Source organism: Tsukamurella strandjordii (assembly GCF_039525985.1).
Taxonomy (GTDB): domain Bacteria; phylum Actinomycetota; class Actinomycetes; order Mycobacteriales; family Mycobacteriaceae; genus Tsukamurella; species Tsukamurella strandjordii.
In genome coordinates this window covers 429,657-441,761 of sequence record NZ_BAAAII010000005.1, presented here as the reverse complement: position 1 = coordinate 441,761, position 12,105 = coordinate 429,657, and the positions used below count along the sequence as shown (strand labels likewise).

Below are 12,105 nucleotides of genomic sequence, written 5' to 3'. Positions count from 1 at the left end.
ACTGCTTCGCCCGGTCGAGTCACGAGTACCTGGAATTCGACGCCGGGGCAGACTTCGACACCCAGATCGTGGTCAAGACGAATCTGGTCTCGGTGCTCAAGAAGGAACTGCGGCGCGCCTCCTGGCGCGGTGAGGCCGTGGCGCTGGGCACCAACACCGACCCGTATCAGCGCGCTGAGGGGCGCTACCGGCTCATGCCCGGAATCATCGGCGCCCTCGCGGGCGCTGGATCTCCGATCTCGATCCTCACCAAGGGCACTCTCCTGCAACGAGATCTGCCACTGTTGACCACAGCGGCCACCACGGTGCCCGTGCAGTTATCGGTTTCGCTGGCGCTCCTGGATCCCGCGCTGCAGGCATCGCTCGAACCGGGGGCGCCCAAACCGGCGGCGCGCCTCGGCCTGATCCGCGCCATTGCCGATGCCGGTTTCGAGTGCAATGTGATGGTGGCGCCGGTGATTCCGTATCTCACGGACGATTCGGCGTCGTTGCGCGCGTTGTTCGAGGCGCTCGCCGAGGCGGGGGCCTCCAGTGCCACCGTGATGGCGCTCAATCTCACCGGTCGCTACCGGGGGTGGTTCCTCACCTGGCTTGCTGAGAACCATCCCGCGCTGGTGCGCCGGTATCGGCAGCTGTACGGCACCACCGGGCGGGTCTCGGCCGAGTATCGGGCGCATCTGCGGGGGAGGACCGCGCCGCTCCTGGAGGAGTTCGGGCTCGCCGTCCGTGAGGAGTACGCGCCGCCCTCGCGTCCCCGGCAGCCGCGCGCGACCGGAGCGGCGGCTCCGGATCTGCAGGAGTCGCTGTTCTAGACAGTGCGTAACGTATCGGTTACGCTTTTGGGGTGAGCGTGTACTCGGCCATCGCCGACCCGGTGCGCCGGGAGGTCCTGCTCCTGCTGCGCTCGGGGCCGCGCACCGCCGGGCAGATCGCCGCGTCGTTCGATATCAGCCGCCCCGCCGTCAGTCGCCACCTCCGCGTTCTGCGCGAGGCGCACCTCATCGAGGCCGAGCGCGGACAGGACGGCAGGGAGCGCGCGTACGCGCTGCGGCCGAGCGCATTGCGCGAGGTGGAGGAGTGGATCGCCGCGGTGCGCGGTCCGGCGCGCTTCGCGGAGCTGCTGGGATCGCCGGCCCTCGATACCGAAGTGAGCCGCGCGCGCCGCGACTCCCGGCGCACCGCGCAGCAGCGCGAGGTGTCCATTGATCCAACAAGACTCGATGAAAGGGGTACGGGATGACTGAACGCCGACCGACCGGACGCGTGGAGGCGACGCCCACCGGGCGGGATCTGATTCTGGAGCGGTACTTCACCGCCGATGTCGCCGACGTCTGGGCGTCGATCACCGAATCCGACCGCACCGCACGGTGGTTCGGTAGTTGGACGGGAGAGCCCGCCGTCGGCGCGCAGGTGCGGGTCACCATGGGCTTCGAAGAGGGCACGCCGGAGATGCCCATGACGATCACGATCTGTGAGCCGCCGAGCCGTCTCGGCCTGCAGGCGAAGGACGAGTACGGCGAGTGGAACCTCGAGGCGACGATCGACCGCGACGGCGTCCGCGCTCGGCTGACCTTCGTGCAACACCTGGACGCGGCGACCGACCCGGGCGAGACCGGTCCGGGGTGGGAGTACTACCTCGACGCGCTGGTGGCGGCGGAGGCCGGCGCGCCGCTCCCGGAGTTCGACGAGGAGTACTTCCCGGGGATGGCGGAGTACTACCGGAGTCAGTAGGCAGGAATGCCACTAATGATAACTGTTATCATTAGCGGCATGGAAACCCCAGCTCCGCTCCCCGTCACCGTCCTGTCCGGATTTCTCGGCGCCGGCAAGACCACGCTCCTCAACCACCTGCTCGGCAATCGCGACGGCCGCCGCATCGCGGTGATCGTCAACGACATGAGCGAGGTGAACATCGACGCCTCGCTCGTCGACCTCGGCGGCTTCGACCGCACCGAGGAGAAGCTCGTCGAGCTGAGTAACGGCTGCATCTGCTGCACGCTGCGTGAGGATCTGGTGGACGCGGTCGGCGCGATCGCCCGCCAACGCACCCCCGACGGCCGTCCGCGATTCGATCACCTCGTGATCGAATCCACCGGCATCTCCGAGCCGATGCCGGTGGCGGCGACCTTCGACTGGACCTTCGACGACGGAACCCGCCTGGGCGATGTCGCCGCCCTCGACACCATGGTCACCGTGGTCGATGCGAGCACCTTCCTCGGCGAGATCGCCACGGGCCGCAGCCTCGCCCAGCGCGGCCTGGCCGCCGCACCGAACGACGAGCGCTCGATCGCCGATCTGCTGGTGGACCAGGTCGAATTCGCCGACGTCATCCTGCTCAGCAAACTCGATCTGGTCTCGGCGGCCGCCGGGGGTGCGGTGCAGGCCGCGGTCGCGCGACTGAATCCACGAGCGCGGATCGTGCCGATCAGCCACGGCGCGATCGACATCGCCGAGGTGATCGGCACGGGCCTGTTCGATCACGATGCCGCCGCTGCCGTGGCCGGGTGGGACGACGAGGTCCTCGGTGGGCACACCCCCGAGACCGAGGAGTACGGGATCACCTCGTTCCCGTACCGCTCCGACCGTCCGTTCCATCCACAGCGGCTGCTGGAATCGCTCGGCGAGGTGCGGGCCGTGCTGCGCAGCAAGGGATTCTGCTGGATTGCCAGCCGCCCCGATCTGGTGGCCGTGTGGTCGCAGGCGGGACCGAATCTGACGATCGAGCCCGCGGCGTTCTGGTCACAGGTCGACGGCGCCCCGCAGCAGGAGCTGGTGTTCATCGGCGTCCGCCTCGACCAGGAGCGCATGCGCGCGCTGCTGGACCGCGCGCTGCTCACCGATGACGAGGTCGCCGAAGGTCCCGCCGCCTGGCGCGCCTATCCCGATCGCCTACCGGCGTGGAACGTGCCCGACCACGCTCACTGAGCGCGGAGCGCGCTGTCGGCCGCCGCCGTCGCCGCAGCGCCGACCTCGGGGATCAGCGCCAGCCGGGTGCGCCGCTCCACCAGGTCGGCCGAGGACAGCGCGCCCTCCACGAGTGCACCGAAGACGAGTTCGGCCCCGGTGATCTCGGTCCCCTCGGCCACCGGCTCGGCCAACCGCGGATCGGCCTCGCCGAGCGCGACCACGGCGGGCGCCTCGGTGCCGTACGCGCGGACCAGACGCTCCGGCGCATCGACGGCGCGCAGCCGCTCGCGGCCCGCCGCGCCGACGAGGGGCAGGGTCCGGGTGACGCTCTCCCCGGTGAGCAGCCCGGAGGTCGCGACCGCGGCGTCGACGGCGTCCTCGGCCATGCGGCGATACGTGGTGAGCTTGCCGCCCACCACCGTCACCAGGCCGTCGCCCCGGGTGAGTACCGCGTGCTTGCGGGAGACATCGGCGGTCTGGCCGGCACCGGAGTCCAGCAGCGGCCGCAGGCCGGCGAAGGTACCGGCGATATCGCCCCGCTGCAGCGGGGTGTCGAGCGCCAGGCTCACCGTCTCGAGGAGGAAGTCGATCTCGCCGGCCGAGGCTGCGGGCACGTCGGGCAGCGGACCGTCGGCCTCCTCGTCGGTGAGTCCCACGTAGACCCGGCCGTCCGGCTGGGGGAGTGCGAAGACGTACCGTCCGAAGGAGTTCGGGACCGGCACCGTGAGCCCGGCGTTCAGCCCGCCGAAGGTCTCCTGCCGGAACACCAGATGAGTACCGCGGCTGGGCCGCAACGAGACGGCGGGGTCCACGGTGCCCGCCCAGACGCCGGTCGCATTGATCACGGCCCGGGCGCGGATCGCGCGACTGGTGCCCGTCAGTTCGTCGGTCACCGTCGCCGCGGTGCCGGTCACCTGTGAGGCGGAGCACTGGGTGAGGATCCTCGCCCCGTGCGCCGCCGCTGTCCGGGCGATGCCCACGGTGAGTCGCGCGTCGTCGGTGAGCTGCCCGTCCCAGTTCAGGAGGCCGCCTCGCAGGCCCGTGCGCTTGACGGTCGGTGCCATCCGGATCACCTCGGATGCACTGATCCGCCTCGAACGCGCGAGCTCGGACGACGGCGTGCCGGCGAAGCGGCGCAGCGCATCTCCCGCGAGGAAGCCGACCCGGGTGAGCGTCGCGTCGAACGCCGAGACATCGCGCAGGAGGGGCACCACCTGGGCCAGAGGGCGGGTGAGGTGCGGGGCGATGACCCGGATCAGCGCATCGCGTTCGACGGCGCTCTCGTGTGCGATGCCGACCGCGCCGGACGCGAGGTAGCGCAGCCCGCCGTGCACGAGCTTCGAGGACCAGCGACTGGTGCCGAAGGCGAGGTCGTGCTTCTCGACCAGCGCCACCGACAGTCCGCGGCTCGCGGCGTCGAGGGCCACGCCCGTTCCGGTGACGCCGCCACCGATCACGAGCAGATCGACCGCGGGATCCTCGGCGAGGGCGGCGAGATCCGCGCTGCGCCGCTCGGCGCTGAGTCGTGAACGCGGGTCGATCGAGTCCAGGGCGGCGGCGAAACGGTCGGTCACGGGCGGAGGTACCTCTCGACGAGATCGAAGAGCTGGGAATCGAGCAGATCGCCACCGTCGACCCCGGCGAAGACCGGACCCGACAGTGCCGACGACCAGGCCGCCTGCAGGACGACGGAGGCGAGCTCGCGGGGATCGCCCGTACGGATGCTGCCGTCCGCCTGGCCGGCCCGGATCGCGGCTTCCAGCGTGTCGAGCTGGGTGCTGGACGTGCGGCCCTGCCGGTGCAGCAGATAGGGGATCAGGAACTCGGGATCGAGTTCGATGATCCGGCGCAACAGCGGGTGCGACCGCGCCGAGGAGGTGAGGTGGACGACGGTGCGCGCGAGGCTCTCGCGGGTGTCGTCCCCGGCGACCGGGGTGAGGCTGGCCAGGGCGGCCGAGAACTCGCGGGTGGTGACGGTGGCGGCAAGAGCCTGAACGTTGGGGTAGCGCCGATACAGTGTGGCGCGCGACACTTGAGCGGCGCGCGCCACATCGGCCATCGTGGTGCGCCGGATGCCGATCGTGGCCATGAGATCGCGCGCGGCATCGAGAATGGTCTGGTCGTCGATGGCGTTCGCGGGAGTCCGCGACGGGGCCGCGACCTCCTCGTTGAGATCCTGCGACATCATGTGTACAAATGTATCATGACTTCCTCCGAGGTGGAGCTTCCCGTCGTCGAATTCGAACCCGGCCGCTGGGGTGATCCCGGCAACCCGATGCACCTGTCCGATTCGGTGCTCGGGGCGCTCACGATGCTGGGCATCGACGGTGCCGCTCCTGCACAGACCGCGCCCGCCCCGGCTCCGAGCCGGGCGACCGATGCCGCGCTCGCGGCGCTGCGGGCAACCGGTGCCGGCGTATCCACCGCGGACGACGCCCGCCTGCATCACCTGCGCGGCTACTCGACCCCCGATCTGCTGAAGTTCCGCGCGGGCGACGCCTCCGACGCCCCCGACGTCGTGGTGACGCCGTCCTCCGCCGAGCAGGTGGCCCCGGTCCTGCAGGCGTGTGCGGCGCAGGGGCTCACGCTCAGCCCGTTCGCCGGTGGCACCGCCGTCACCGGTGGCCTGGCGCCGGAGCGGAACCGCCCCGTGGTCGCGCTCGACCTGCGCGGAATCACCGGCCTGATCGATCTGGACCCGGTCTCGCAGATCGCCACCCTGGCCGCCGGAACACGGCTGCCCGAGGCGGAGAAGCTGCTGCGCGCCAAGGGCTTCGAACTCGGACACTTCCCGCAGTCCTACGAGGGAGCGACCATCGGCGGCTGCGCGGTGACCCGCTCCGCCGGACAGTCCTCCATCGGCTACGGCCGGTTCGACGAGATGGTCGTGGGCCTCACCGTGGCCACCCCGATCGGCAGCAGCGAGATCGGCACCGCCCCCAAGTCCGCCGCCGGACCCGATCTGCGGCAGCTGTTCCTCGGCTCCGAGGGTGCCTTCGGCGTGGTCACCGCGGTCCGCGTCCGGGTGCACCCGGTGCCGGCCGTCCGCCGGTTCTACGGCTGGCACTTCGCCGATTTCGCCGCCGGCTCCGCGGCCATGCGCCACCTCGCGCAAAGTTCCGTCCGGCCGACCGTCCTGCGTCTGTCCGACGAGGCCGAGACCGGCCTCAACCTCGCCAACCCCGGCTCGGCGGGCAAGGCCTCCGGCCCCGTGGGCGGATGCCTCATGGTGGTCGGCTTCGAGGGCGACGAGGCCGACGTCGACTGCCGCGACGGCTACGTCTCCGCACGCCTGGCCGAACTGGGCGGCACCTTCCTCGGCGAGGAACCCGGCGAGGCCTGGCGCGTCGGCCGGTTCCGCGGCCCTTATCTGCGGGACCCGCTCCTGGACGCGGGAGCACTCGTGGAGACGCTCGAGACCGTGACCTTCTGGTCGAACATCGACCGGCTCAAGGCCGATGTGACCGCCGCGCTCACCGGCGCACTCGGCGAGCAGGGCACCCCCGCCGTGGTCATGTGCCACATCTCCCACGTCTACCCGACCGGGGCCTCGCTGTACTTCACGGTGATCGCCAAGGCACTCCCGGATCCGCTGGCCCAGTGGATGATCGCGAAGAAGGCCGCGAACGCGGCGATCCGCGGTGCGGGCGCGTCGATCACCCACCACCACGCCGTCGGCGTCGATCACCGCGCGACCTACCTCGACGAGATCGGCGACGTCCAACTCGCCGCGCTGCGCGCCGTGAAGGCGGCGCTCGACCCCCAGGGCGTGCTCAACCCCGGAGTGCTCCTCCCGTGAGCGGGCGTCCCGATGTCGTCGCCGTCATCAACCCGATCTCCGGCGGCGGAGCGGCCCGCGAGCAGTGGACGGCGGTGACCGCCGAACTGCGCCGGTTCGGCATGGACGTGGACGCGGTCGAATCCACCTCCGGGGACGACGCGGCACGGCTGGCCGCCGAGGCCGCGGCGACCGGCGCCCTCACCGTGGCGGTGGGCGGCGACGGCCAGATCCGTGATGTGGCCTCCGGCGTTCTCCGCGTGCCCGGGGCGCCCCTCGGCATCGCCGCCGCCGGCCGCGGCAACGACTTCATCCGGCACCTCGGCATTCCCACCGACCCGGCGGGCATCGCCGCGATCCTCGCCGACGGCCGCCGCCGGGATCTCGACGTGCTCACCGTGGGGGAGCGCATCGCCGTCGGCAACGTCTACGTCGGACTCGACTCCGTGGCCACGGAGATGATCAACCGGGTGCGCTGGATGGGCCCGCTCGCGTACCGCGTGGCTCCCGTGCTCGCCGCGCTGCGCTGGAAGCCCGCGAACTTCACCGTGACCGTTGACGGCGTGACCCACGACCTACTCGCGCACATGGTGGTGATCGCCAACTCGGGGCGGTACGGCAGCGGCCTGAACATGGTGCCCGCCGCTTCCGCCGACAACGGCCGGATCGACGTGCTCGCCGTGCGCGGCGAGGGCTCCGTGGTCCGGCTGATCGGCGCGATGGGAGAGGCGAAGACGGGCACCCACGTGCACCGCCCCGAGGTGGTCACCTTCACCGGCCAAGAGATCACCGTGGCCGCCGATCGCCCGATCCCGGTGCACTCCGACGGCGACTACCTGCAGGAACTGCCCGTCACCGTCGGCATCCGCACGGCCGTGCTCCCGGTGCTCGTCCCGCGCTGACGGCTAGACGATCGCGGCGCGCAGGGTGTCCAGGCCCATGCCGCCGAGGGCCAGGGCCTCGCGGTGGAAGTCCTTGATCGACGATCCGGGGTGGGCGGCCAGGTAGGCGTCGCGGGTCTGCTCCCACACCCGCTGGCCCACCGAGTACGACGGTGCCTGGCCGGGCCAGCCCAGGTAGCGGTGGTACTCGAACCGCAGCAGCTCGTCGGCCATCGCGACGTGCGAGCGCAGGAACGCCCAGCCCTTGTCGTAGGTCCACGCGCCGCCGCCCACCTCGGCGGGCGCCTCGAAACCGCAGTGCACGCCGATGTCGAGCACCACGCGGGCGGCGCGCAGTCGCTGCGAATCGAGCATGCCCATGAGGTCGCCGTCGTCGTCCAGGAAGCCCAGATCGCGCATCAGCCGCTCCGCGTACAGCGCCCAGCCCTCGCCGTGGCCGGAGGTGAACGAGTACAGCTTGCGCCAGGTGTTCAGGGGTGCGATCACCGCCTGGCCGATCTGCAGGTGGTGGCCCGGCACGCCCTCGTGGTAGACGGTGGTCTTCTCCTGCCAGGTATGGAATTCGGTGACGCCCTTGGGAACCGACCACCACATCGCCCCCGGGCGGGTCAGGTCGGCGGACGGGCCGGTGTAGTAGATCCCGCCGTTGGTGCTCGGCGCGATCCGGCAGTCCAGGTGGTGCAGTTCGGCCGGGATGTCGAAGTGCGTGCCCGCCAGGGCCGCGACCGACTGATCGGAGGTGCGCTGCATCCACTCACGCAGCGCCTCGGTGCCGTGCAGCGCGTACCGGGGCTCCTCGTCGAGGCGGGCGAGGGCCTGCGCCACCGTCGCGCCCGGATACAGCCGGGCGGCCACCGCCTCCTGCTCGGCCACGATCGAGGCCAGCAGTTCCCGACCCCAGGCGTAGGTCTCCTCCAGGTCCACCGCGGCACCGAGGAAGACCCGCGAATACAGCGGATACACCTCGCGGCCCACGCCGCGACCGCCCGGCCGGTCGATGGGGACCGACGTGGGGGCGATCTCGTCGGCGAGCACGGTCGCGAAGCGAGCGAACGCGGCGCGGACCCCGTCGGTCAGGCCCTCCGGTGCGGCGCCGGCGAGGCGCTCGGCATTGGCGGCCACCTGGTCGCCGGCCTCCCGGGCCTGCGCCAGGCACTGCGTCACCTGCAACTCGGCGAACGGCCAGGAGCCCTCGGCGAGCCGCGCGCGGAGCCCGGAGATCGCCGAATCCACCGCCGCCGGTACGGCGGACAGACGCGCGACGAGGGTCGCGTCCGCCTCGGGTGTGCCGGCGTCCATGAGATCGAAGACGTCGCGGATCGCCTGCAGCGGCGAGGCGATCACGTTGAGATCGCCCACCATCCGGCCCGCGTCGGCCAGCTCGATCTCCACACCGAGCCGCTCCCGCAGCGCCGCGGCGGTCACGCGGTCGGCGTCGGACTCGGGCCGGAGGGCATCGAGCTCGGCGAGTGTGTTGCGCGCCAGATCGATGCGGGCCTGCACGCCGCCGGGGGAGTAGTCGGTGAGCCGGTCGTCGAAGTCCGTGACACCGACCGCGGTGGCCTCCACCGGGTCCGCGGCGGCGAGTGACTGTGCGTGGCGGTCGGCGAGGGCATCGATCGGCGAAGTCATGACTGCGATCCTACGGCCGCCGCACGGGCCGCACGAGCGCCCGCGACGCCCTGCCGGTCAGGTGATCAGATGGCGCCGCTGAAGGTGTCGCACTGCCGGAAATCGCCCGACCGGTAGCCGATGTTGAACCACTTCACGCGCTGCGCCGAGGTGCCGTGCGAGAACGACTCCGGGTTCGGGTTGCGGCCCGCGTTGCGCTGGATGGTGTCGTCGCCGATGGCCTGCGCGGTCTGGATGGCGCCGGAGATGTCCTCCTGCGAGAGCGGCTCCAGCATGGCGTCGGGGCCCTTATCGGCCCGCGAGCCCCACACACCGGCGTAGCAATCGGCCTGCAGCTCGGTGCGCACCGAGCCGCCGTCGGCGCCGGAGCCCTTCTGCGAGTTCTTGATATCGCCCAGCAGCGTCTGCACGTGGTGGCCGAACTCGTGGGCCACGATGTACTCCTGCGAGAACGCGGCGTTCGAGCCGCCCATCTTCTGGATCACGCGGTCCATGAAGTCGAGCTGGAAGACGGCCACCTGATCGCCCGGGCAGTAGAACGGGCCGGTATCGGCGCCCGCGACACCGCACGCGGTGTTGATCGAGTTCGCACCCACCGGCATGATCTTCGTCCCGCCCTTGGGGGGCTGGTAGCCGCGCAGCAACTGCGGCCACACCTTGTTGATCGAGTTCGTGGTCGCGACGATGCGGCACGTGGTGTCGGTGTTCGCCAGCTGCACGGTGCACGCCTGGATGCGCTGGTTCATCTCCTGCTCGGACTGGCTCAGGCCCGCGCCCGCGCCGGCGCCCGGACCGGCGGGTGCCGCCGAGTTCGGATCGCCGCCGGATCCGCCGGTGAGGAAGTAGATCAGCAGGCCGATGATGACGGTGCCGATACTGCCGCCGCCGATCATCACGCTGCGGCCGACGCCGCCGCCAGCACTGACTGCACTGGTGTCGAGAGGTCCGTTATCCCGAAAGGTCATGCGCACAGCTTTCCATGAGTGGGGTGCGATCGTGAACTGCTTCGCCCCGTAGCATGGCAGGCGCTCTACGAATCGTCATCGAAAGGACACCCGAACGTGCTGCGCACCCACCTTGCTGGATCGTTGCGAGCGGAGGATGCCGGCACCGTCGTCACCCTGACCGGCTGGGTCGCCCGCCGGCGCGATCACGGCGGTGTCATCTTCATCGACCTGCGCGACAGCTCGGGTGTGGCGCAGGTGGTCTTCCGCGAGTCCGCGGTCGCCGAGCACGCCCACCGGCTGCGCTCCGAGTACTGCGTGCTGGTGACCGGCACCGTCGAGAAGCGGCCCGAGGGCAGCGAGAACCCGAACCTGCCGTCCGGCGCGATCGAGGTGAACGCCTCCGACCTGGTGGTACTCAACGAGTCGGCGCCGCTGCCCTTCCAGCTCGACGAGGAGCCGGGCGAGGAGGCGCGCCTGAAGTACCGCTACCTGGACCTGCGCCGCGAGGGCCCCGCCGCCGCGATCAAGCTGCGCAGCCAGGCCAACGCCGTGGCGCGCAACATCCTCGCGCTCAACGACTTCACCGAGATCGAGACGCCGACGCTCACCCGCTCCACCCCGGAGGGCGCCCGCGACTTCCTGGTGCCCGCGCGCCTGCGCCCCGGCACCTTCTACGCGCTGCCGCAGAGCCCGCAGCTGTTCAAGCAGCTGCTCATGGTGGCCGGCATGGAGCGGTACTACCAGATCGCCCGCTGCTACCGCGACGAGGACTTCCGCGCCGACCGCCAGCCCGAGTTCACTCAGCTCGACATCGAGATGAGCTTCGTGGACCAGGAGGACGTGATCGCCCTCGGCGAGCAGATCGTCAAGGCGCTCTGGTCGCTGATCGGGCACGAGATCCCCACCCCGATCCCGCGCCTGACCTACGCCGAGGCCATGCGGCGTTTCGGCTCGGACAAGCCGGACCTGCGGTTCGGCCTCGAACTGGTCGAGTGCACCGAATACTTCAAGGACACGCCGTTCCGCGTCTTCCAGGCGCCGTACGTCGGCGCCGTCGTCATGCCGGGCGGCGCGAGCCAGCCCCGTCGCCAGCTCGACGCCTGGCAGGAGTGGGCCAAGCAGCGTGGCGCCCGCGGCCTCGCGTACGTGCTGATCGGTGAGGACGGCGAGCTGACCGGTCCCGTCGCCAAGAACCTGTCCGACGACGAGCGCGCCGGCCTGGCCGCGCACGTGCACGCCCAGCCGGGCGATTGCGTCTTCTTCGCCGCCGGCCCCACCAAGACGATGCGCGCCCTGCTCGGCGCGGCCCGCGGCGAGATCGCCGACAAGCTCGGGCTCATCAAGGAGGGCGACTGGGCCTTCACCTGGGTCATCGACGCCCCGCTGTTCGAGCCCGCCGACGACGCGACCGCCTCGGGCGACGTGGCTGTGGGCGACGGCGCCTGGACCGCTGTGCACCACGCCTTCACCAGCCCCAAGCCGGAGTCGATCGACACCTTCGACACCGACCCAGGCAGCGCGCTGGCCTACGCCTACGACATCGTCTGCAACGGCAACGAGATCGGCGGCGGCTCGATCCGTATCCACCGCAAGGACGTCCAGGAACGCGTCTTCGCGATCATGGGCATCGACGAGGAGCAGGCCCGCGAGAAGTTCGGCTTCCTGCTCGACGCCTTCTCCTACGGCGCCCCGCCGCACGGCGGCATCGCCTTCGGCTGGGACCGCGTGGTCTCGCTACTCGCCGGCGCACCGTCGATCCGCGAGGTCATCGCCTTCCCGAAGTCGGGCGGCGGCGTCGACCCGCTCACCGACGCACCGGCGGCGATCACCGTGCAGCAGCGCCGCGAGTCGGGCATGGACGCCAAGCCCAAGGCCCCCGAGGCGAAGACCGCGGAGCCGAAGGCCGAGAACCCCACCACCGACCCCACCGAGTAGGCCG

At 71.1% G+C, this 12,105-nt stretch carries 11 protein-coding genes; 7 read left to right on the top strand and 4 right to left on the bottom strand.

The features are described 5' to 3' along the window. The 4 genes from ABD108_RS11190 to ABD108_RS11175 form a co-directional block, all read left to right on the top strand. Nucleotides 1–812: radical SAM family protein (locus ABD108_RS11190; protein WP_343930319.1), on the top strand; the 812-nt coding region annotated here is incomplete at its 5' end. Between the two features lie 32 nt (nt 813–844). Further along, entirely contained in the window at nt 845–1,240 is a 396-nt protein-coding gene (locus ABD108_RS11185) for a metalloregulator ArsR/SmtB family transcription factor (RefSeq protein ID WP_343930318.1), read from the top strand. After that, the gene (locus ABD108_RS11180; protein ID WP_343930317.1) at nt 1,237–1,731 is read left to right on the top strand and encodes an SRPBCC family protein; all 495 of its coding nucleotides are present in this window, start codon (nt 1,237–1,239) and stop codon (nt 1,729–1,731) included. The genes ABD108_RS11185 and ABD108_RS11180 overlap by 4 nt, the downstream gene beginning before the upstream one ends. 39 nt (nt 1,732–1,770) lie before the next feature. Continuing rightward, nucleotides 1,771–2,925, top strand: coding sequence for a GTP-binding protein (locus ABD108_RS11175; RefSeq protein ID WP_343930316.1), 1,155 nt, complete (start codon nt 1,771–1,773; stop codon nt 2,923–2,925). Here the strand turns inward: ABD108_RS11175 and ABD108_RS11170 are convergent. Together ABD108_RS11170 and ABD108_RS11165 are read right to left on the bottom strand one after the other, a co-directional pair. Continuing rightward, the gene (locus ABD108_RS11170; protein WP_343930315.1) at nt 2,919–4,481 is read right to left on the bottom strand and encodes a glycerol-3-phosphate dehydrogenase/oxidase; all 1,563 of its coding nucleotides are present in this window, start codon (nt 4,479–4,481) and stop codon (nt 2,919–2,921) included. The genes ABD108_RS11175 and ABD108_RS11170 overlap by 7 nt on opposite strands. Further along, nucleotides 4,478–5,095 (bottom strand): TetR/AcrR family transcriptional regulator, encoded by a 618-nt coding sequence (locus ABD108_RS11165; protein WP_220659011.1) that lies wholly within the window; start codon nt 5,093–5,095, stop codon nt 4,478–4,480. The genes ABD108_RS11170 and ABD108_RS11165 overlap by 4 nt, the downstream gene beginning before the upstream one ends. A gap of 15 nt (nt 5,096–5,110) precedes the next feature. On the opposite strand from ABD108_RS11165, the gene ABD108_RS11160 reads away from it, so the two are divergent. Then, the gene (locus ABD108_RS11160) at nt 5,111–6,706 is read left to right on the top strand and encodes an FAD-binding oxidoreductase (protein WP_305110728.1); all 1,596 of its coding nucleotides are present in this window, start codon (nt 5,111–5,113) and stop codon (nt 6,704–6,706) included. Further along, nucleotides 6,703–7,587, top strand: a complete 885-nt coding sequence (locus tag ABD108_RS11155; protein ID WP_343930314.1) for a diacylglycerol/lipid kinase family protein — start codon at nt 6,703–6,705, stop codon at nt 7,585–7,587. The genes ABD108_RS11160 and ABD108_RS11155 overlap by 4 nt, the downstream gene beginning before the upstream one ends. A gap of 3 nt (nt 7,588–7,590) precedes the next feature. Here ABD108_RS11155 and ABD108_RS11150 read toward each other — a convergent pair whose 3' ends face one another. Both ABD108_RS11150 and ypfJ read right to left on the bottom strand, forming a co-directional pair. After that, nucleotides 7,591–9,219 (bottom strand): DUF885 domain-containing protein, encoded by a 1,629-nt coding sequence (locus tag ABD108_RS11150; RefSeq protein WP_343930313.1) that lies wholly within the window; start codon nt 9,217–9,219, stop codon nt 7,591–7,593. A gap of 65 nt (nt 9,220–9,284) precedes the next feature. Continuing rightward, entirely contained in the window at nt 9,285–10,184 is a 900-nt protein-coding gene (gene ypfJ, locus ABD108_RS11145; protein WP_220659007.1) for a KPN_02809 family neutral zinc metallopeptidase, read from the bottom strand. 96 nt (nt 10,185–10,280) lie between these two features. Between ypfJ and aspS the strand changes: the two genes are divergently transcribed. After that, a complete protein-coding gene (gene aspS, locus ABD108_RS11140) occupies nt 10,281–12,101 on the top strand; it encodes an aspartate--tRNA ligase (protein WP_343930312.1) in 1,821 nt (606 codons plus the stop codon). Nucleotides 12,102–12,105 lie beyond the last annotated feature (4 nt).